General features: G+C 40.7%; 19 protein-coding genes, 12 tRNA genes and 1 rRNA gene. 30 read left to right on the top strand and 2 right to left on the bottom strand.

The genetic code is table 11. The features are described from left to right. Positions 1–79: 79 nt before the first annotated feature. Positions 80–841: a rhomboid family intramembrane serine protease gene (locus CZ382_RS09615; RefSeq protein WP_088051044.1), complete on the bottom strand. Its 762-nt coding sequence runs from the start codon at positions 839–841 to the stop codon at positions 80–82. Between the two features lie 362 nt (positions 842–1,203). On the opposite strand from CZ382_RS09615, the gene acpS reads away from it, so the two are divergent. The 16 genes from acpS (at position 1,204) to CZ382_RS09535 (ending at position 15,635) form a co-directional block, all read left to right on the top strand. Next, positions 1,204–1,563, top strand: coding sequence for a holo-ACP synthase (gene acpS, locus CZ382_RS09610; RefSeq protein WP_088051043.1), 360 nt, complete (start codon positions 1,204–1,206; stop codon positions 1,561–1,563). 53 nt (positions 1,564–1,616) lie between these two features. Beyond that, entirely contained in the window at positions 1,617–3,134 is a 1,518-nt protein-coding gene (locus CZ382_RS09605) for an NAD(P)H-hydrate dehydratase (protein WP_088051042.1), read from the top strand. An 89-nt stretch (positions 3,135–3,223) separates the two neighbouring features. Then, positions 3,224–4,240 carry a LolA family protein gene (locus tag CZ382_RS09600; protein ID WP_088051041.1) on the top strand — a complete coding sequence of 339 codons (1,017 nt, stop codon included), beginning with the start codon at positions 3,224–3,226 and terminating at the stop codon, positions 4,238–4,240. A 138-nt stretch (positions 4,241–4,378) separates the two neighbouring features. Then, positions 4,379–5,509 carry an alanine racemase gene (gene alr, locus CZ382_RS09595; RefSeq protein WP_188725638.1) on the top strand — a complete coding sequence of 377 codons (1,131 nt, stop codon included), beginning with the start codon at positions 4,379–4,381 and terminating at the stop codon, positions 5,507–5,509. A gap of 202 nt (positions 5,510–5,711) precedes the next feature. Further along, positions 5,712–5,999: a CopG family ribbon-helix-helix protein gene (locus CZ382_RS09590; RefSeq protein ID WP_088051039.1), complete on the top strand. Its 288-nt coding sequence runs from the start codon at positions 5,712–5,714 to the stop codon at positions 5,997–5,999. Between the two features lie 4 nt (positions 6,000–6,003). Beyond that, a complete protein-coding gene (locus CZ382_RS09585) occupies positions 6,004–6,363 on the top strand; it encodes a type II toxin-antitoxin system PemK/MazF family toxin (RefSeq protein WP_088051038.1) in 360 nt (119 codons plus the stop codon). A 245-nt stretch (positions 6,364–6,608) separates the two neighbouring features. Next, on the top strand, positions 6,609–7,871 hold the full coding sequence (locus tag CZ382_RS09580) for a transposase (RefSeq protein ID WP_159457745.1): 1,263 nt from the start codon (positions 6,609–6,611) through the stop codon (positions 7,869–7,871). A 312-nt stretch (positions 7,872–8,183) separates the two neighbouring features. Then, positions 8,184–9,050, top strand: coding sequence for an RsbT co-antagonist protein RsbRA (locus CZ382_RS09575; protein ID WP_088051037.1), 867 nt, complete (start codon positions 8,184–8,186; stop codon positions 9,048–9,050). A 4-nt stretch (positions 9,051–9,054) separates the two neighbouring features. Next, complete coding sequence (locus CZ382_RS09570) at positions 9,055–9,411, top strand: STAS domain-containing protein (protein WP_088051036.1); 357 nt, start codon at positions 9,055–9,057, stop codon at positions 9,409–9,411. Between the two features lie 2 nt (positions 9,412–9,413). Then, positions 9,414–9,815 (top strand): anti-sigma regulatory factor, encoded by a 402-nt coding sequence (locus CZ382_RS09565; protein ID WP_088051035.1) that lies wholly within the window; start codon positions 9,414–9,416, stop codon positions 9,813–9,815. A gap of 178 nt (positions 9,816–9,993) precedes the next feature. Beyond that, positions 9,994–11,004 (top strand): PP2C family protein-serine/threonine phosphatase, encoded by a 1,011-nt coding sequence (locus CZ382_RS09560; protein WP_088051034.1) that lies wholly within the window; start codon positions 9,994–9,996, stop codon positions 11,002–11,004. Between the two features lie 66 nt (positions 11,005–11,070). Next, positions 11,071–11,403 carry an STAS domain-containing protein gene (locus tag CZ382_RS09555; RefSeq protein WP_088051033.1) on the top strand — a complete coding sequence of 111 codons (333 nt, stop codon included), beginning with the start codon at positions 11,071–11,073 and terminating at the stop codon, positions 11,401–11,403. Further along, complete coding sequence (rsbW, locus tag CZ382_RS09550) at positions 11,403–11,879, top strand: anti-sigma B factor RsbW (RefSeq protein WP_088051032.1); 477 nt, start codon at positions 11,403–11,405, stop codon at positions 11,877–11,879. Before CZ382_RS09555 ends, rsbW begins: the two co-directional genes overlap by 1 nt. Next, on the top strand, positions 11,851–12,642 hold the full coding sequence (gene sigB / locus CZ382_RS09545; RefSeq protein ID WP_088051031.1) for an RNA polymerase sigma factor SigB: 792 nt from the start codon (positions 11,851–11,853) through the stop codon (positions 12,640–12,642). Before rsbW ends, sigB begins: the two co-directional genes overlap by 29 nt. Beyond that, positions 12,639–13,238 carry a SpoIIE family protein phosphatase gene (locus CZ382_RS09540; RefSeq protein ID WP_088051030.1) on the top strand — a complete coding sequence of 200 codons (600 nt, stop codon included), beginning with the start codon at positions 12,639–12,641 and terminating at the stop codon, positions 13,236–13,238. The genes sigB and CZ382_RS09540 overlap by 4 nt, the downstream gene beginning before the upstream one ends. A gap of 225 nt (positions 13,239–13,463) precedes the next feature. Next, complete coding sequence (locus CZ382_RS09535) at positions 13,464–15,635, top strand: Tex family protein (protein WP_088051029.1); 2,172 nt, start codon at positions 13,464–13,466, stop codon at positions 15,633–15,635. 121 nt (positions 15,636–15,756) lie between these two features. On the opposite strand, the gene CZ382_RS09530 is transcribed toward CZ382_RS09535, so the two are convergent. Beyond that, positions 15,757–17,220 (bottom strand): catalase, encoded by a 1,464-nt coding sequence (locus CZ382_RS09530; RefSeq protein WP_088051028.1) that lies wholly within the window; start codon positions 17,218–17,220, stop codon positions 15,757–15,759. Positions 17,221–17,382: 162 nt separating this feature from the next. Here CZ382_RS09530 and CZ382_RS09525 point away from each other — a divergent pair, with 162 nt between their 5' ends. The 14 genes from CZ382_RS09525 to CZ382_RS09455 all read left to right on the top strand — a co-directional run. Next, on the top strand, positions 17,383–17,844 hold the full coding sequence (locus CZ382_RS09525) for a SprT family protein (RefSeq protein ID WP_088051027.1): 462 nt from the start codon (positions 17,383–17,385) through the stop codon (positions 17,842–17,844). An 801-nt stretch (positions 17,845–18,645) separates the two neighbouring features. Next, positions 18,646–18,720: transfer RNA gene (locus tag CZ382_RS09515), tRNA-Asn, on the top strand. A 3-nt stretch (positions 18,721–18,723) separates the two neighbouring features. Next, a tRNA-Ser gene (locus CZ382_RS09510) sits at positions 18,724–18,814 on the top strand. A gap of 8 nt (positions 18,815–18,822) precedes the next feature. After that, positions 18,823–18,894 (top strand) — tRNA-Glu (locus CZ382_RS09505). A gap of 32 nt (positions 18,895–18,926) precedes the next feature. Then, positions 18,927–19,003, top strand: a tRNA-Asp gene (locus tag CZ382_RS09500). A gap of 4 nt (positions 19,004–19,007) precedes the next feature. Beyond that, a tRNA-Gln gene (locus CZ382_RS09495) sits at positions 19,008–19,079 on the top strand. A 65-nt stretch (positions 19,080–19,144) separates the two neighbouring features. Next, positions 19,145–19,217 (top strand) — tRNA-Lys (locus CZ382_RS09490). A gap of 15 nt (positions 19,218–19,232) precedes the next feature. Next, a tRNA-Leu gene (locus tag CZ382_RS09485) sits at positions 19,233–19,316 on the top strand. 52 nt (positions 19,317–19,368) lie between these two features. Further along, positions 19,369–19,452: transfer RNA gene (locus tag CZ382_RS09480), tRNA-Leu, on the top strand. A 59-nt stretch (positions 19,453–19,511) separates the two neighbouring features. Then, positions 19,512–19,588, top strand: a tRNA-Arg gene (locus tag CZ382_RS09475). A 7-nt stretch (positions 19,589–19,595) separates the two neighbouring features. Then, positions 19,596–19,672, top strand: a tRNA-Pro gene (locus CZ382_RS09470). Between the two features lie 31 nt (positions 19,673–19,703). Beyond that, positions 19,704–19,777, top strand: a tRNA-Gly gene (locus tag CZ382_RS09465). Positions 19,778–19,788: 11 nt separating this feature from the next. Beyond that, positions 19,789–19,862 (top strand) — tRNA-Ile (locus tag CZ382_RS09460). 243 nt (positions 19,863–20,105) lie between these two features. Beyond that, positions 20,106–20,231, top strand: a 16S ribosomal RNA gene (locus CZ382_RS09455); the annotation flags it as partial.

The following is a 20,231-nucleotide window of genomic DNA, read 5'->3' as shown; positions in this document are numbered from 1 at the left end:
TTTCTTTTAGTCTTTAATGGTATAGTGAAATGGTACTCTTATCGATAAAATCAGGGAACTGACAAAGGTGCCGGCTCCCTTACAATATTCGGCTTAATAGCCCAAGTATAACCAGAATACCGAAAATGATCCAGAATACTTTTGTTCCGAGCCCCCTTGGTAAGCGCCGTCGCTTATTCCAGCGATTGGGATCAAATTGTACTGTTCCCGTTCGCCTTCTGTTCCGAGTTGGGGAAAACGGGTATACGTTGTTGGTTAGCAGTAATCTGGCAATAGCAAATCCGCCGATGAAGCCAAAGATATGTGCGTAAATATTAATATTGGGACGAAGGAATGTCATAATTAAACCAATTACAAAAATAATTAGAACAACTTGCGAGCTGGCTTGGTCGATTAGGTCCTTTCGAAATACGATCATATAGACATAAATCCCAAATAATCCGTATATGGCACCGGATGCACCGACATAGGAGTAGAAAGCAGTTGGATCTATCAGGTATGTGGCGATATTGCCTGCAAATCCGGCAACGAAATAGGCGAGGATGAATTTACCTTTTCCCAGTATTTGTTCTAATGCGGGTCCAAACAAAACAAGTGCAAATGAATTAAAAATGGCGTGCATAAACCCGTGATGAAGCAAGATCGATGACAGTAAACGCCAATACTCCCCTTCATGGATATATAAATTATTGCCTGCACCCCACTGGTAGAATCGAATCCCAATTGGTAAATGTAAAAAGTCAATGATCAGCCATAACGCCAGATGAATGATTACCAGAGTTGCTACAACAGGATAAAATTGGATGAATTCCTTTATGCTTTTTTCCGTGCGAATGAACATTGATAAACTCCTCGGCAAAAATTTTTTAAAGATTAAGAAGGTATATAAATTTAGGCACTATTCTACCCTCAGCAGGGTAAGCCACGTCCGGCTCCAGAGCCCAGTGACTAGTGGACTTCCCTCGCCTCCGTACGATAAGTCAACATCGGTTCGCTTCCAGCTCACCGTGTTTCCTTTATCTCCTGCGGCTCAGTCCAGTCCATACGTCACTAAACGGGCGCTTACGCCTTTGTGCAAACCGTTACGATCGGGTATTATTATTGTAAGCGACATTATACAATAGTATGACCATTTTTAGATTACTAAAATCATGTAGCAGAATGCAATGAAAAACCATTTATGACAGGAAAGAGGTGGATGGTTTGATAAAGGGGATCGGGATGGATTTAATTGAATTAGCACGTATTAAAAAAAGCATGGAGCGAAATACGCGTCTAAGTGAACGAATTTTAACGAAAAATGAACATCAGCTTTTTTTTAGTTTGGAAAGTGTACAGCGAAAAACAGAATTTCTGGCCGGAAGATTTGCAGCTAAAGAGGCATTTGCGAAAGCTTGCGGGCGTGGTATCGGAAAATTGAGCTTTCAACATATTGAAGTGCTGCCAAATGGTTCTGGGGCACCTGAATTGACTGCCAGCGGGTATGAAGATGTCACCATATTTATATCTATCACTCATAGTAAAGCATATGCAGCTGCTCAGGTTGTAATAGAAGATAAATAGCATAATCGGTAAGGTTGTCTCATATATTTTAGTGCGGGTAGGAGGGAACGAAAGTGTATATTGTCACCGCAAAAGAAATGTACGAAATGGATCGTCATACCATACAGGAGATCGGTTTGGATGAAAGACTGCTGATGGAAAATGCAGGTCGGGCGGTAAGCAGTAAAATAACCGGAATTATATCGAAACAGAACCAAATCTGTATATTTGTTGGTTCCGGAAATAATGGCGGGGATGGTTTTGTTATCGCACGGACATTGCATACGCAAAACTATAATGTGACTGTTCTGCAAATTGTTCCAGATGAAAGAATAACCGGGGAGGCACTCTACCATAAAACGCTATATTTAAATTGTAATGGTTCCGTTCATGTAAGCAGCGATGCAACGGAGGTGGATAAATTCGTTACCAGCTCAGACGTTATCATTGATGCTATGATCGGAATCGGGGTTCATGACGAATTAAGAGAACCGGTTTATACAATTGTCTCCATTATCAATCAAAAGGCTGATTTTGTTATATCCGTAGACATACCGACAGGGCTTCCGGCAGATGAAGGAATAACAGGTTTTTCGGCGATTCATGCTGACTGGACATTTGTGATTGAGGCAGCAAAAATGAGTCTTTTCTTGGAGCATACTGCACCTTATTATGGAAAATGGGAAGTTGTTCCTATCGGTATTTCAATTAATACAATGGACGATGTCCCTAAAAAGTATACGTGGGGGGAGCATCACTTCCGAAATACATTACCGAAACGGGATCCGTATGCTCATAAAGGAACGCACGGGAAAGGACTTGCTATTGGCGGATCAGTCGAGATGCCAGGTTCCATAGCGATGACTGCTAAAGCAGCCTTAAGAGCTGGTGCTGGCTTACTCACTGTCGGAACAGCGAAAAACGTTATTTCATCCATTGCCCAAACTTGTATTGAGGCGACCTACCTAATGGTTGATGATCATAATGAACATGGCGGGAAGGCTGCAGCAATTCCGTTTGAACGGTTTGATTGTATCGTAATGGGGATGGGAATGGGGCGGGATAAAGAAGCGGAACGGCTAGTTATGCATGTTTTGAACGAAGCGAATTGTCCGGTTATTGTCGATGCCGACGGACTGTTTCATGTGAAGGCTGATCCTTCCATCTTATCGAAGCGTTCAGATCCGATAATTGTGACACCACATCCTGGAGAAATGGCCATGCTGTTAGAGGTGCCTATTGCCGAGCTTTTGGAAAAACCGTTTCATTACTCCAGAGCGTTTGCCGCTATCCATCAGGTGTATGTTGTGTTAAAAGGAAAACATACAATTATCACAGTACCAGATGGAAAGCAAGCCGTTAATCAGACCGGAAATCAGGGGCTTGCGAAAGGCGGGAGTGGGGACGTGCTGTCCGGGATTATCCTGGCAATGGTGATGCAGCATAAAAATATTTTCCAGGCATTATGCAATGCATGCTTCGTCCATGGGGCTGCCGCGGATTTGCTTATTAGGGATAACCATTCCTATTATGATTTGCTTGCAACCGATGTTATAGAAGGTATTCCAGCAGTATATCGTACATTTCTTTAGTGCAGGTGACACGTTCTCTTTGTCCTGGGGAAACTTGGGCGTAATCGTTTTGCGCTCTTGTTTTGAAACAAGACAAGGGAGATATGTCCATGAAGAAGATGTTTAGTATCTGGTTATTGATCGTCTTTGGCCTGATCTTGTTACTTACTGCTTGCGGTGAAAAGTCACAGGAGGATGTTCTGAAAAAACTGGAAGATAAAGTAGATTCCATGAATGGTTACAAGGCCAAAGCGGAAATGAAAATGAATACCGGACAGGATAGTCAGAAATACAAGATTGATATTTGGCATAAGAAAAAAGAGTATTATCGTGTCTCACTGAAAAATGATCAGGATGAAAAAGGAAGCCAAATTATCCTGAAGAATAAAGATGGTGTGTTTGTGCTGACCCCTGCTTTAAATAAAAGCTTTAAGTTCCAAACAAACTGGCCTGATAACAGCAGCCAGCCATATCTTTTTCAATCGCTTGTCCATGACATTAAACAAGACAAGGATGCCGAATTTAAAGTAAGTGATTCACACTATATTTTCCAAACCAAAACAAATTATCAAAGCAACAATAATCTGCCGTATCAGGAAATATATTTTGATAAAAAAACCTATAGCCCGGTTTTGGTAAAGGTACTTGACAAAGATAAAAATGCGCTTGTTGAAGTGAACTTCTCGAAGTTTGATATGAAACCAAGTTTTAAAGATGATGATTTTGCAATGGAAAAAAATATGACAAGTGGGCATGCTGAAGCATCTGCTGCAAAAAATGAAAATGCCGATCCACTTACTGTCGTATTTCCGTTATATATGGCAGGAGCTGAGCTTGCGGAACAAAAAGAGGTAGAAACCGATAACGGGAAACGAGTTATTATGACGTATACTGGTGAAAAGAATTTCACATTAATTGAGGAAAAAAAGGATGCAGTCTCAACATTATCCTCTCCGCAAGAAGTAAAAGGTGACATTGTAAATCTTGGGCATTCGATTGGTGCACTTTCAGAAAATGCAATCGAGTGGAGCAGTAATGGTGTAAACTTTTATCTGGCAAGTGAAGATTTGACAAAAGAAGAACTAATTGAAATAGCTAAATCTGTCCAGGGCAAAGCAGTGAAATAGCATGAATAGATGTAAGCAGACTCTAACGGAGAGGGGGTCTGCTTTTTATTGCCTGGAGAATGCCTCCATTCTTGACAGTGCATTAGGAAAGCGAAATAATGAAGGAAAATGTTTTACAAATGGAAGGGGCAAGGTGTTGTGCAGGATACATTTTATCGGAATACATGGGCTGAAGTAAATCTTGAAGCAATTGGTTATAATATAACGCAAATGAAACAAAAGCTGCCAGCAGAAACAAGAATTATTGCAGTTGTGAAAGCAGATGGATATGGTCATGGCGCTATAGAGGTTGCTAAAAAGGCTGTTAAGACCGGCGCCAGTGCCATAGCGGTTGCACTGCTGGAAGAAGCAATAGTATTGCGACATGCAGGTATCTCCGTGCCAATTCTGGTCTTTGGCTGGGTTTCGCCGCAGGATACCCCGCTTGCTGCCGACTACAATCTTACCCTGACATTTTTTCAAATGGAATGGCTGCAGGAAGTAAAAGACCGTACCTTCCAGCGGCCGCTTAAATTGCACATGAAATGGGATACCGGCATGGGAAGGCTTGGTATCCGCACGGAAAAGGAACTGAAGCAGTTGTTAGATGAATTAGCGGAAAGTCCAAACACTCGTCTAACCGGGATTTATACCCATTTTGCAACAGCCGATGCAGCTGATTTAACCTATTATGATGAACAGCAAAAAAGGTTTCAAACCTTATTGCAGACATTTCGCAAGCGATGGAGACATCCTGTTGCAATCCACATTGGAAATAGTGCTGCCTCGATTCGGTTTCCCGAGGACATGTTTCAGTTCACCCGGCTTGGTATCGCCATGTATGGACTGTACCCGTCTAAAACGGTGAAACAAGAAAGGAAAATCAACCTGAAGCAAGCATTTTCGCTCTATAGCCGCCTTATTCATGTGAAAAAAATACAAGCCGGCGAATCAATCAGTTATGGTACAACATATACGGCGAAAGAGGATGAATGGATTGGAACAATTCCAATTGGATATGCGGACGGGTGGATTCGCAAGCTTCAAGGAATGGAAGTGCTGGTGAACGGGAAGCGTATGCCTATTGTCGGCAGAATCTGTATGGATCAAACAATGCTGCGTTTGGATAAAGCATATCCAGTTGGTAGCAAGGTAACATTAATTGGAAAGCAGGGAAATGAGGAAATAACAATGGATGAAGTGGCTGCATACTTGGACACGATAAACTATGAAATCCCCTGTATAATCACGAGCCGGGTTCCGAGGGTTTACAAGGTATCGGAATCATAACTGTAACCGCTAATTTTTTAATTGCTGATAATGTGGCATAATATTGATATACTAAAATAAACATATACCACAGCCAATTATTTCATAAACCTAATTTTATATTAAAAAAACTTTAAATGTCTTTGCAAAGCAAAGTAGACAATGATATTATTAGAAAAGAATATAATTTCGGTCGTTCAACAGTTGGCGGAGGTGCATCATTTTGTCAGAGAGCTTACAAGAAATTTTGGTACGATTACCAAAAAAACTGTTAAATGAGGTGGATGGATTAATGAAGTATGAGAATAGCGACTTAAGTGATTTCATTTGTGAAGCGACAAGAAACTATTTAGAATCCAAGAAAGAAGAGCATATCCAGCAATTTCGTGATTCCATGATAAAAGGGTATACAGAAATGGCCAGAATTAATCTAACAATTGCTTCGGAAGCTTTTCAAGCCGAAGAGGAAGCAGAAAAAAACACCTTAGAGCGCTCTGTGATCGGGGTGTAACAATTTGATCGTACAAAGAGGCGAAGTTTATTTTGCCGACTTATCTCCTGTTGTTGGATCAGAACAGGGAGGCATCCGCCCAGTATTGATCTTGCAAAATGATATCGGAAACCGGTTCAGCCCAACCGTTATTGTAGCAGCCATTACAGCACAAATTCAAAAGGCAAAGCTCCCGACCCATGTGGAGATTAACGCAAAGCGATATGGGTTTGACCGTAATTCTGTTATTCTGCTCGAACAGATCAGAACGCTGGACAAACAGCGGTTAACAGACAAAATAACGAAATTAGATAAAGAAATGATGGAGAAAATAAACCATGCATTGGAAATAAGTCTGGGACTAAAAGAAATGTATGGCCATTAACAAAAACCCTTGTCAGATTCAGCAGCAAGGGTTTTTTAAGTTTACCTAAAAATAATGATTGACTTCCAACAAAAAATAGGCATCGAAAAGTTCTAGTGATAAATGAACTTTTTGATGCCTATTTTAACGTTTTTTGCTTAAAATGTACGTCATTTATTGAAAAAGAAAAATAAAAAGCCTCCCTAAATGTGTTAAAATTTTATTGGGTTAAAACAAAATATATGAACACAAAAAGGAGACTCTTTATGTCTAATCATAACACATTTAACCAATCAATTTATACCACAAAACGTTCCATTTTTCATTTTGCGTCCAAATTAACCCAAGGGCTGCAAAAACCCAACAAAAACTTTATCCTGGACATGTTATTTGGACTAGCAAAAGGCAGATCTGTTTTGCTTACTAAAATTGCACGCGCTCTGGAAGAACCCATTGAAGCGATACAAACCGTCAAGCGACTGTCCAATCGCATGGACGAATTTCACGAAACATCCGAGCTGTTGGAGAACTATGAGGAAATGGTAAAACCTTTTCTACAAGAGGAAGATAATCTGGTTTTAGTCGATAATTCCGAGATTGTGAAATCTACTGCCAGTAAAATGGAAGCACTTGGACAAGTGAGAGATGGTTCAACAGGAAAGATAGGCAATGGATATTGGACAACCAACATGATTGCCGTGGCTCCGAAAACAAAGCACCCGATTTCAATTTATTCCCATCTGTACTCCGCCGCCGAAAAGGGATTTGTCAGCGAAAATGAAGAAACATACAAGGGCTTGGATTACGTGAATCAACTTGTAGAGGCAAAGAAGGCAACCTTTGTGATGGATCGTGGGTATGACAATATAGAAGTCATGAAAAAGATCCTCAAGCAGAAAAATAACTTTATCATTCGTTTGAAGAAAAATCGGAATTTATTGTACCAGAATAAAAAATTCCCTGTACACAACTTAGCGATCAGAAGGAAAGGGAAAATCAATTTTCGTTCTGAAATAAAGGGAACCGTATATGATTTGAAAGTCTCTCATCTTACTGTGGAAATTCCTTCGCTAAAGGGTCAAAAATTCACTATGGTTGTGGTGTATGGATACGGAAAAGAGCCGATGGTGCTGCTTACAAATAAACGGGTTCAAAAAAAGGAAGAGGTCCTGTCTATTTTGAAAGCTTATATTACTAGATGGCGTATCGAAGAAATGTTTCGCGTTCAAAAGCAGGAATTTGACTTAGAAAATGTTCGGGTTCGTACATTGCCAAGACTGAAAAGAATGTTTTTACTCGTTTCCATTATGATAACGTTTATGACGCTGAAAGTAGAAAAGCAGAATGGATTTTTCCATGACGTGATTGAACGGGCAAAAGGGATTAAAGCAAAGGATAAAATTAAGATGTTTCTATATCGTTTTTCAGCGGGGATGGAAGCCATATTGATAAAAGACAAACATGGCATTCGGCATTTTAAATACATAGAGAAACCAGTAAGTTCACGGCAGCTAACATTACAACTCTGAATTTATTAATTGAATAGTAAGAAAAAACATACTGATAAGTATGTCTATTTGTGCTGGTTAAAAATTTGCTTCCTTCAATAAAAACGAAAAAAAACCTTCTAAAGGACTCTTAAGGTGAAATAATTCCGTTTTATGCGGCGAAAAAAGGTAAACTTAAAAAGGGTTTTTGTTATGCCCTCGGTTAATGTATGTTACAATAAATAAAAATTGATGTTGTCGGAATATGTTATTGTATGGAAAATTTGCACGAATATCAAAAAATACTTTACAATATTCTTAATAATAGTTAAAGATGGTTTGGGGGCATGTGAAATGGATGATAAGTTTAAGAGGATAGCATTGGAAAATAGTGATTCCATCGTACAGATGTGGATGGAAGAGGTTGATATTTCAAAGGATGACAATTATACAACAACAATTTCTGATGAATTATTTGAAAGTACAAACAGAGAATTTGTCAATGTGATTTTTACTAGTATTAAAAACCAGGGATCGTCTAAAATACTGGAAGACTTTTCGGAAAAACTGGTTAATCTCGGCTGGCCATTAAGTTACATTACGGACGGGCTGCATATATTCAGAAGGGTCACGATTGATTATATTCTCAGTCAATCAGAGCAAGTGGATTCCGCTTTTATATCAAATGTATTACAAAGCGTTGATGCGTGGGTTGAACCAATTATTCGTCAACTGGTCAATGAATATTCGGGAAGCTGGGAGAACATCGTTTCCTTGCAACGATTAGCCTTGCAGGAATTATCAGCTCCGCTTATCCCGGTGATGGACAACATTACCATCATGCCGTTAATCGGTACCATTGATACAGAACGCGCAAAGCTGATTATGGAAAATGTACTTGAAGGTGTGATTAAACATAATTCCGAGGTTGTGTTAATGGATATTACAGGAGTACCTGTTGTCGATACAATGGTGGCTCATCATATTATACAAGCGGCGGAGGCAGTTCGTCTGGTTGGGGCAACATGCATTTTGGTAGGAATTCGTCCGGAAATCGCTCAGACCATTGTTAACTTGGGGATTGATTTAGGCAAATTCCCGACGAAAAGTTCATTGAAGAAAGGCTTCCAAAAGGCGCTTGAAATTACTAACCGTAAAGTTGAAACTATTAGTTCCAAAGAAGAGATTAAAAATATGCTGAAATCATTGAACGGGGAGTGATTTTGTGCGAATACCGATTCTTAAACTGCATAATTATTTATTAATTTCGATTCAGACAGAAATCGATGACAATACAGCAATACAATTTCAGGAGGATCTGCTAAGTAAAATTCATAAAAGCGGGGCAACAGGAGTTGTTATTGATTTAACTTCTGTAGAAATAATCGATTCATTTATTGCCAAAGTATTAGGTGATGTTGTAACCATGTCAGACCTAATGGGGGCGAAAGTAGTATTAACTGGTATTCAGCCAGCTGTCGCAATGACACTAATCGATCTGGGGATTCATATGAAGAACGTTCCCACCGCTTTGGATTTAGAACAAGGACTGATTAAATTACATCAGGAATTGGGGGATTAATGATGAGTCTCCAATCCCGCGTTAACATACAAAAAGAGTGGGATATTGTTGGTGCACGCCAGGTTGGCCGTGATATAGCCAAGAAAACAGGCTTTGGAACCGTTGACCAGGCACGAATTGCTACCGCGATATCAGAACTTGCCCGCAACATATATTTATATGCCAGTTCAGGCCAAATTTACTTTGAAGTAATAGATAACATAAATCAAAAAGGGATATGCATGATAGCGGTTGATAAAGGACCCGGGATTGATGACATCAGTCAGGCGATGGAAGATGGCTTTACAACTTCGGGGGGGCTTGGCGCAGGCCTGCCAGGTGTAAAACGCTTGATGGACGTTTTTGATATAAAATCGGAAAAAGGGAAAGGCACGGAAATAAAAGCAATAAAATGGCTGCGTTAAACCCAGCATGAGGAATGGCTTCGCGGGCGGGAAGTCATTCCTCATTAGTGAGGGACAAAGGCGCTGGAGCCGGGCGTGGCCTGCCCTGACATGAGCAGAATTGAGCCCGGATTCTTATACTTTCTTACCTATTAGAAAAAGCAGTTGGATAACTCCGATCACAGGGGGATATAGACTTATGGATGCAATAAAATCAGATACAGAAAACTACAAAAATCTTTTAAAGCATTATATTGAAACCCGGGACGAGCAATCTTTATATGGTGCTGAGCAAATCAGCAAATCGTTTATTAAACGTAAAATACCTCCCGAGGAAATCATTAATTTGCATATTCAGGCATTAAGGGAACTGTACCCGGATTTATCAGAGGAACTGCAGATTTCCATGAATTTTCTCCTGGAATCCATGATAGCTTACGGCCTCACACATCAAGAGTTCCAAACGTTAAGGGAGAAACAGCTTGAATTGAAATCTGAAATTGGCGTAGCTGCCGGGATGCAGCGAACACTTTTAGCCACAACCAAGCCGGTTATCGAAGGACTGGATATTGGGGTAGTAAGTGTTCCCGCCCATCAAATGAATGGGGATTACCATCACTTTATTAAGGGGAAAGACGGATCACTCGGGGTAGCAGTGGCAGATGTTGTCGGGAAAGGCGTCCCGGCCGCATTATGCATGTCAATGATTAAATATTCGATGGACATTCTTCCTGAAGAATTCATGCAACCAAAGGCAATACTGGAAAATTTAAATCGTGTTGTGGAGCGAAATGTCGATCCTAGTATGTTTATAACAATGTTTTACGCTCAATATCTCCCGGAAGAAAATATACTTCGCTATTCATCTGCAGGACACGAGCCCGGCTTTTTTTATCATAAGGATAGGGATTGTTTTGAGGAAATAGAAACAAAGGGCTTAGTGTTGGGTGTATCGGCAGACGCTGTGTATAATCGGTATGAACGCAGGATTGAAAAAGGGGACATGGTTATCCTGCTAACGGACGGTGTAACAGAGTGCAGACAAGGGCATCGTTTTATCGAAACAGAGGAAGTACTGGATGTTATCAGAAGCTATTCCCGCTTATCAGCACAGGAAATGGTTGGTCACGTATATAAATATTTCGAACGGATGCAGCATTTTGAGCTTCGGGATGATTTTACACTGATTATTTTGCGAAGAAACGTTTAACCTTTTTTATTGTCGGGTACCTAAACATTATAAAGTTTGTTTAAGTACATGAAGGGGGATTGAAATATGAATCTGGAAATTAATGTTAAGGAAGCAAGTAATCAATCCAACGTTATTTTATCGGGAGAAATTGATGCTTATACAGCACCACAGCTAAAGGAAACACTATTACCTCTAACAAAAACAGAAGGGCAAATAGTTGAAGTGAATTTAGAACATGTAAATTATATGGATAGTACTGGTTTGGGTGTTTTTATTAGTGCGCTGAAGTCAACGAAAGAGAATGGCAGTCAGTTAAAATTAGTGGATTTACAGACGAGAGTGTTTCGGTTATTTAAAATAACAGGATTAATTGACATAATGGATATTAAGGCTGCGATTCGAGGTGGAAGTGAATAATGGAAACATTTGATTTTATTGAAATGAAGATACCCGCAAAAGCGGAATATGTTGGTGTTATTCGGTTAAGTATTTCCGGGATTGCCAATCGAATGGGTTTTTCTTATGAGGATATTGAGGATTTAAAGGTTGCGATATCAGAAGCAATTACGAATGCCGTTACGCATGCCTATGAAGCAGAAGATGAAGGGGAGGTTACAATTGGTTTCGGTGTTTACCCCAATCGCCTGGAAATAATGGTAGCTGATCATGGCGGAAGTTTTGATTTGAATGAAATTAAAGGATCAATCGGACCCTATAAACAGACAGAGTCAGTAGAAACCTTACGGGAAGGTGGATTTGGCCTTTTCTTAATTGAAGCATTAATGGATAAGGTTGAGATAAACAATGACTATGGTGTAATTGTTTTGATGACAAAGTACCTTCAAGAAACAGAGGTGGGTTTTGATGACGACCAAATCTCAACCACACAATAAAGGGAGAGACGAGGTTTACCAATGGATCAAACACTTGCAGGACGAGCCAGCTGATGAAGCGATACAAGAGAAAATAGTGCTAACCTACAAAGATCTTGTGGAATCCATTGCCCGAAAGTATTCCAAAAATAGTGGTATTCATGAGGATTTGGTCCAGGTCGGTATGATTGGACTGTTAGCTGCAGTCAAGCGATATGATGCAACATTTGGTAAATCCTTTGAATCTTTTGCAATCCCAACAATTATCGGGGAGATTAAACGATTCATTCGTGATAAAACATGGAGTGTTCATGTACCGAGACGAATCAAAGAGCTTGGCCCCAAGATAAAGAAAGCGGTAGACGAGTTGACAACATCAAACCAGAAATCACCAACAGTGACACAAATTGCCAATTACCTGAATGTGGCAGAAGAAGATGTGCTGGAAACGATGGAAATGGGTAAAAGTTACAAAGCCTTATCGGTAGACCGTGAAATTGAAGCAGATTCGGATGGCAGTAAAGTTGCTATTCTGGACTTGGTGGGAAACGATGACAAGGCATACGAAGGTGCTGACCAGCGTATGCTTTTGGAAAAAGTTCTGCCTATCCTATCGGAACGGGAACAGCAAATTTTGCAGTACACCTATTTTGAGAACAGAAGCCAAAAGGAAACCGGTGAGCTGCTGGGAATCTCGCAAATGCACGTTTCCAGATTACAACGACGCGCTTTACGCAAACTCCGGGAAGCTATCCAATCCGATAGTACGGAGGTATTGGATTGAGCACAAAAGAAAACAGGGTAGAGGTAGCGGTCTATCAAAGAGCAAAAAAGGGAAATTTCCATTGCGGTGACAGCTATTATTATATCGAGACCGAGAATGAATTTGTTTGTGCAATAGCTGATGGATTAGGCAGTGGAGAATTTGCAAAAGAGTCCTCGCAAATTGTGATCGATATTATTAAAAACAATATTCATGCAACGGTGGAACACATCGTTAAACAGTGCAATGAACAGCTATTTCGTAAACGTGGGGTTGTTTTAGGGATATTAAAGTTGACTTTTTTATCGGGGCAGTATTCTTTTTCTTCCATCGGAAATATTGGTGTCTTGACGATAACGAGAGATGGAAAAAGGAAGCGTAATATCCCCAATTCCGGTTACTTGGCAGGCTACCACAGAACATTTAAAGTGATCACGGATAAACTGGAGCCACATATGATTTTCCTCATGTTCTCTGACGGTGTAACCGATGCAGATCTGTCACAAAAGTTTATCCTGAACAGGGATGTGAACGATATAACAAACACATATGCCCATCTGCACAGTGAATCACAAAACGATGATACAACATTAATTGCAATACGCTATGAAGGGTGAAAAAGGGTGCTTTTTTGTAATGTTGTGCTGGATGGATAACGACGGCGGTCAGGAAAAACTGACGGCCATATTTTTTTGGCAGATTAAACGTGGGTGTATCCGTGAGATAGGGACCTCAATGAGAAGACAAAACCTCAAGCAGAAACAATGGTAAGGAGACAACTTGGATTAGGAATACGAAATATATTTTGGTAAAATAAAGGTGTACGAAAAGGAGGAAACGCAGTGGCCGTTGAATTAGAACAAAATCTTAGCAGCTGGGTGGCAAAAGAGGCCCAGGTCAAAACAAGTACTGTTAATAAAGTTATAGCTTTAATGGATGAAGGAAATACGGTACCATTTATTGCGCGTTACCGTAAAGAAGTAACTGGCGGACTTGACGAGGTACAAATTAAATTAATCCAGGACAAATGGCATTATGCCGTAAACCTGGCTGAACGAAAACAAGAAGTCATCCGTTTAATTGATGAACAGGGAAAATTAACGGAAGAGCTTAAGCGCGATATAACTGATGCAACCCAATTACAGCGAGTAGAAGATTTATACCGGCCATACAAACAAAAACGCCGCACAAAAGCGACCATCGCTAAAGAAAAGGGACTAGAGCCATTAGCCAAATTAGTATGGAAGCAGGAAAATATTAATATACAGGCAGAAGCGGAAAAATATTTTTCGGAAGAACATGAATTACATACAGTAGAAGATGTATTAAGCGGCATCAATGATATTATTGCTGAATGGATTTCGGACGACCCTGAATTCCGTGATTATATCCGTGATGAAACATACAAAAAGGGTGCCATTCGTTCAGAGGTGAAAGCAGCCGAGCTGGATGAAAAAGGTGTTTATGAAATGTATTACGAATTTAACGAAGCCGTTCGCTCTCTCGTTTCCCACCGAATTCTTGCCTTGAATCGCGGGGAGAAAGAAGGCGTGTTAAAAGTAACTATCGAGCCACCGATCGAGCGGATTGTTGAATTTTTACGAAAAAAAGTTGTCAAATCCTCGGATAATCAGACTGTTTCAGACATTTTACAAGCAGCGATCGATGACGGCTATAAACGCTTAATTCAACCATCGATTGAACGAGACATTAGAAATAGCCTAACGGAAAAGGCGGAAGAGCAAGCAATCGATGTTTTTTCGAAAAACCTGAAGAACTTACTGTTACAGCCTCCTTTAAAAGGAAAAACTGTGCTTGGTGTTGACCCGGCTTTCAGGACCGGTTGTAAACTTGCGGTAGTTGATGAGACTGGAAAGGTTCATTCCGTTGGTGTGATGTATCCAACTGCTCCCAAGCATGACATAGTGGGTGCAGAGAAAATTGTGATGGAATTAATTAAAACATATAACGTTGAGCTGATTGCCATTGGAAATGGTACTGCATCTCGTGAAACGGAACAATTTATTGCTGACATAATTGGAAAACATAAACTCGATGTTCCGTATATCATCGTAAATGAGGCTGGGGCTAGTGTATATTCTGCTTCGAAACTGGCACGTGAGGAATTTCCCGATTTACAAGTAGAGGAAAGAAGTGCGGCTTCCATTGCCAGGCGAGTGCAGGATCCGCTTGCCGAACTTGTCAAAATTGATCCAAAGTCAATCGGCGTTGGACAATATCAGCACGATGTTAGTCAAAAATCATTGAACGAATCGCTGACATTCGTTGTAGAAACAGCAGTTAACCAAGTTGGGGTAAATGTAAATACAGCATCTACTTCATTATTGCAATATGTCTCAGGTTTGAGTAAAACAGTGGCAAACAACATTGTGAAAAAACGTAATGATGAGGGGAAATTTACAAATCGAAAGCAGCTGCAAAAGATACCGCGGTTAGGCGCGAAAACGTATGAACAGGCGATCGGATTTCTGAGAATTATTGATGGAGATAATCCGTTGGACCGGACCCCAATCCATCCGGAAACATATCCACAAGTAACGGGGCTATTAAACATGCTTGACTGCCAATTAACAGATATTGGTTCAGGCACCTTACAGGATAAATTAAAATCACTAAATAAAAGAGAAATCGCAGAAAAACTTGGTATTGGCGAACCAACGCTAATTGATATCATGCGTGCATTAAGCCGTCCTGAACGTGACCCGCGTGATGACTTACCGAAACCTTTATTGAAACAAAACGTATTGTCAATGGAAGACTTGCAGCCAGGAATGGAAATGCAGGGGACAGTGCGAAATGTTGTTGACTTCGGTGTTTTCGTTGATATTGGTGTAAAACAAGACGGGCTTGTCCATATTTCGAAAATGTCCAATCAGTTTGTAAAACACCCGATGGATATTGCTGCAGTTGGGGATGTTGTAACCGTTTGGGTGGAGCAAGTTGATACGAAAAAGGGCAGAATCGCATTATCGATGGTGGAAAATAAAAAATAGTACTTGATTTAAATACTTATTTTGCTGCCGATAATTTTTTATAGAAAAAAGGGCCGTTCCCCATATATGGAGCGACCCTTTTTCTCATTTCTAAAAGTATCGCGCGAATTCTCGTGTCGCGCTACTTTACGCCTTCAGGAACAGATAATCCTAAACCGGCCGCGATTCTTTCTCCCCAATCTGGATCTGCTTTATAGAAATGTTCAATTTGACGTAATTTGATTTCGTCTTTCTCAACAGGCTTCATGTGTTCAACGAAATTTTCAATAAGACGTGTTTTTTCATCGGCGCTCATTAATCGATACAGATCACCAGGTTGTGTGTAGTGATCTTCTGAATCATAGGCAACACTATCCGCGACACCCTGCATTTCAAAAGGACTGATTTTCGTTGCCGGATCCTCTTTCGGTCCATTTAAGCTGTTTGGTTCATAGTTTGGAGTACTGCCACCGTTACCGTCTACACGCATGTAACCGTCACGTTGGTAGTTGTTAACATCCGCTTTCGAACGGTTCACTGGAATTTGCTGATGGTTAACACCAAGACGATAGCGTTGTGTATCAGCATAACTGAAAATCCGTCCTTGCAGCATTTTATCTGGTGATGCTTCAATTCCAGGGACGAAATTACCTGGTGTGAATGCAGCCTGCTCAACATCTGCAAAATGATTTTCCGGATTACGGTTTAATACCATTTTTCCTACTTCAATCCGTGGATAATCCTTCTGGGAAACGGTTTTCGTTACATCAAACAGATCCCATTTGTACGTTTTATAATCTTCGTACGGAATGATTTGTACGTATAATGTCCATGAAGGGAAATCATTATTCTCAATTGCATTGTAAAGATCTTCTCTATGATAATCAGGATTTTCCCCAGCAAGCTTGTCTGCTACATTAACATCCATACCTTTAACACCTTGGTCACTGATGAAATGATATTTTACCCAGAAAGCTTCCCCTTGGTCATTCACCCATTTATACGTATGACTGCCATATCCATTCATATGACGTAATGTTGCCGGGATACCCCGGTCTCCATGTAAATAAGTAATTTGATGCAATGATTCCGGTGATAATGACCAGAAATCCCAAACCATATTCGGATCTTTTAATCCCGTACGTGGGTTGCGTTTTTGTGTATGGATGAAATCAGGAAATTTAATCGCATCGCGAATGAAGAAGATCGGTGTATTATTACCAACTAAATCATAGTTTCCTTCTTCTGTATAGAACTTTAATGCAAAGCCGCGCGGGTCGCGAACGGTATCAGATGATCCCAGTTCGCCTGCAACAGTTGAGAACCGGGCAAACATTTCTGTACGCTTCCCTTTCTCACTTAGAAAGTCGGCTTTTGTATATTTGGAAATCTCATCGTTTGTAACTTCAAAATAGCCAAAAGCACCTGCGCCTTTTGCATGTACAACACGCTCAGGAATCCGCTCTCTATCAAAATGTGCTAGCTTTTCCAACAGATGATAATCCTGAATTAGTGTAGGTCCATTATGCCCGGCAGTAATGGAGTTTTGGTTGTCGCCTACAGGAATTCCAGCTCCAGTAGTTAATGTATTACGCTTTTCACTCATAAAACACCTCTCCTTTGATTAGTCTATAAATAATTATAATATAAATCTAATAAAAATCAATGTTTAATTATATTTATTTTAAATAACTGACTCTTTGGCTAAGCTTACATCCTTAGTTATATATGATAAAATGAAGAAATTAATGAATAAGGATGTAAGAAAATGAACGTGTTAAATAAAAAGGAACTTTACAACTTGGTTAATAACCTGTCTATTGAGTTTTTTCATAAACCATTTACCGATCATGTTCAATTTAACAGCAGATTGAGAACAACTGGCGGAAGATATATACCTGTGAAGAAAACGATTGAATTAAATCCGAAGTACTTGATTGAGCTGGATATGGATGAATTTATTGGGATTATTAAGCACGAACTATGTCATTATCATCTTCATATAGAAGGAAAAGGATATAAGCATGGGGATGAATCATTCAAAAGGTTATTAAAAGAGACCGGATCCCCAAGGCATTGCAACCCGCTGCCGTCGTCAAAGCGAGCATTTAAATATCTTTATGAATGTCAGGAATGTGGACATGTTTATCGGCGGTTACGCAAAATGGATGTGAATAAATACAGGTGTGGAAAATGCAGGGGAAAACTTTTGGAAGAGAAACTAAAATAGGATGTTCAAAAAGTCACAAAATGATAGAGTTAGTAGTAAGGGTTTTTCTGTTAAGACCCCCTACGACAATAGTCAACAACAGAGGTCAGCACGTCCTGAGGAACAAAGGCGGAAGCGCCCGGTTAGCGGCGTATGTGCTGGACTGAGCCGTAGGAGATAAAGGAAACACGACGACCGGAGGGAGTCGATGTTGACTTATCGTACGGAGGTGAAGGAAGCACACTAGCCGCTGGGCGCTGGAGCCGGACGTGGCTTATCCGGTTATTAAGTTATCCACAGCCGCAAAATTTTATAATTTCCTAGACGAGAACAAAAGCGAAAGTGCTCGGTTTGGAAGGACGACTAAAACCGGCACGCTTTACCGGCAAGCCTGGTACTTGGGAGTCGACCTCGACCTTCAGGACCTGATTAGGCGGCTTTTTGAACACGTAATATGAGCTGCTTAAGCATACATTTTTGTCAAAAAAGCTATGCAAACCTTGACGAAATATGCCTGCCGTGTTAAATTAAATAAGCCTTGAATAAATATTACTTTTTTCTTTACAGATTAGAGTAAAAATGATTGACAAATAAATGAAAATGTTATATTATGTTCTTCGTCGCATGTTTGCCGACTAAAAAGAGACATTAATAATGGATGATTGATTAACTGCTATGATATACATACCCAGTTAGACTTCATCGCCTTATTTGTGAGTCTTGATATGTGGTTTTATGATGAATTAAAAACGCATATTGGAATGTGAAAAAATGAATTGCGATAAGTTTAATTTGTTTATAATACGAATGTTATCTGATTATTCCACAGTAGCTCAGTGGTAGAGCAATCGGCTGTTAACCGATCGGTCGTAGGTTCGAATCCTACCTGTGGAGCCATATGGAGAAGTACTCAAGTGGCTGAAGAGGCGCCCCTGCTAAGGGTGTAGGTCGTGTAAGCGGCGCGAGGGTTCAAATCCCTCCTTCTCCGCCATTTTTTATGGCCCGTTGGTCAAGTGGTTAAGACACCGCCCTTTCACGGCGGTAACACGGGTTCGAATCCCGTACGGGTCATCTTGCATGAATAGAATATTTTAACTTGGTTCGGTCCGGTAGTTCAGCTGGTTAGAATGCCTGCCTGTCACGCAGGAGGTCGCGGGTTCGAGTCCCGTCCGGACCGCCATCTTTGGGCTATAGCCAAGCGGTAAGGCAGCGGGTTTTGATCCCGTCATTCCCAGGTTCGAATCCTGGTAGCCCAGTTATATTTTATTTTGTAGTAAGCAGTTGTATTGTTTTGATGAAAACATTAACTTTTTTTAAACATGAGCCATTAGCTCAGTCGGTAGAGCATCTGACTTTTAATCAGAGGGTCGGAGGTTCGAATCCTCCATGGCTCATCTTTCTTATCTTTCGCGGGTGTGGCGGAACGGCAGACGCGCTAGATTCAGGGTCTAGTGTCCTTTGTGGACGTGGGGGTTCAAATCCCTTCACCCGCACTGAATGAAATTGCTGTGATGATACACAGCAGTTTATTTTTTCTGTTAAAATGCGGTCGTGGCGGAATGGCAGACGCGCTAGGTTGAGGGCCTAGTGGGTGAATAACCCGTGGAGGTTCAAGTCCTCTCGGCCGCATCAATAAACATTTGAAATTTTTAACCGTGTATGCTAAAATTAAAAAGTTCGCTTAAAAAGCGCCCGTAGCTCAATTGGATAGAGCGTTTGACTACGGATCAAAAGGTTAGGGGTTCGACTCCTCTCGGGCGCGCCATATTTTACGGGAAGTAGCTCAGCTTGGTAGAGCACATGGTTTGGGACCATGGGGTCGCAGGTTCGAATCCTGTCTTCCCGACCAGTGTAAGTGTAAAATGAAAACACATTTCTGTGCGGGTGTAGTTTAGTGGTAAAACCTCAGCCTTCCAAGCTGATGATGAGGGTTCGATTCCCTTCACCCGCTCCATAATTTATGTTGGGCCTGTAGCTCAGCTGGTTAGAGCGCACGCCTGATAAGCGTGAGGTCGGTGGTTCGAGTCCACTCAGGCCCATTTGCTTAAAAAAGCAAAAAAAAGTATTGACTTTAATTAAAGGGTCTGATATACTTATAAAGTTGCTGTTAAACGCACAGCTAAATTTGCTCTTTGAAAACTGAACAAAACAACCAGTATGTGAACGGATGTCAGAGGTCAGAAGCCGGAGGTCAGATTCCGATGAAGTGCTTTTGACACTGAAATCAATTTTTGAAGCTAAGACATTTCATAAGATTAATTGGTGTTAATCTTATACAAACTTTTTTGGAGAGTTTGATCTTGGCTCAGGACGAACGCTGGCGGCGTGCCTAATACATGCAAGTCGAGCGCGGGAAGCAAGCGGAATCCTTCGGGAGGACGCTAGTGGAACGAGCGGCGGACGGGTGA

Source organism: Virgibacillus dakarensis, from assembly GCF_900155625.1.
Taxonomy (GTDB): Bacteria; Bacillota; Bacilli; order Bacillales; family Amphibacillaceae; genus Lentibacillus_C; species Lentibacillus_C populi.
The sequence above is the reverse complement of the archived record's forward strand: the minus strand, read 5'-3'. Positions and strand labels throughout refer to the sequence as shown.

Excerpts from the sequence above, each read along its gene's own strand:
- CZ382_RS09615 (WP_088051044.1), bottom strand. The coding sequence starts at position 841 with ATGTTCATTCGCACGGAAAAAAGCATAAAGGAATTCATCCAATTTTAT.
- CZ382_RS09600 (WP_088051041.1), top strand. The coding sequence starts at position 3,224 with ATGAAGAAGATGTTTAGTATCTGGTTATTGATCGTCTTTGGCCTGATC.
- CZ382_RS09580 (WP_159457745.1), top strand. The coding sequence starts at position 6,609 with ATGTCTAATCATAACACATTTAACCAATCAATTTATACCACAAAACGT.
- CZ382_RS09575 (WP_088051037.1), top strand. The coding sequence starts at position 8,184 with ATGGATGATAAGTTTAAGAGGATAGCATTGGAAAATAGTGATTCCATC.
- CZ382_RS09565 (WP_088051035.1), top strand. The coding sequence starts at position 9,414 with ATGAGTCTCCAATCCCGCGTTAACATACAAAAAGAGTGGGATATTGTT.
- CZ382_RS09560 (WP_088051034.1), top strand. The coding sequence starts at position 9,994 with ATGGATGCAATAAAATCAGATACAGAAAACTACAAAAATCTTTTAAAG.
- CZ382_RS09555 (WP_088051033.1), top strand. The coding sequence starts at position 11,071 with ATGAATCTGGAAATTAATGTTAAGGAAGCAAGTAATCAATCCAACGTT.
- rsbW (WP_088051032.1), top strand. The coding sequence starts at position 11,403 with ATGGAAACATTTGATTTTATTGAAATGAAGATACCCGCAAAAGCGGAA.
- sigB (WP_088051031.1), top strand. The coding sequence starts at position 11,851 with ATGACGACCAAATCTCAACCACACAATAAAGGGAGAGACGAGGTTTAC.
- CZ382_RS09530 (WP_088051028.1), bottom strand. The coding sequence starts at position 17,220 with ATGAGTGAAAAGCGTAATACATTAACTACTGGAGCTGGAATTCCTGTA.
- CZ382_RS09525 (WP_088051027.1), top strand. The coding sequence starts at position 17,383 with ATGAACGTGTTAAATAAAAAGGAACTTTACAACTTGGTTAATAACCTG.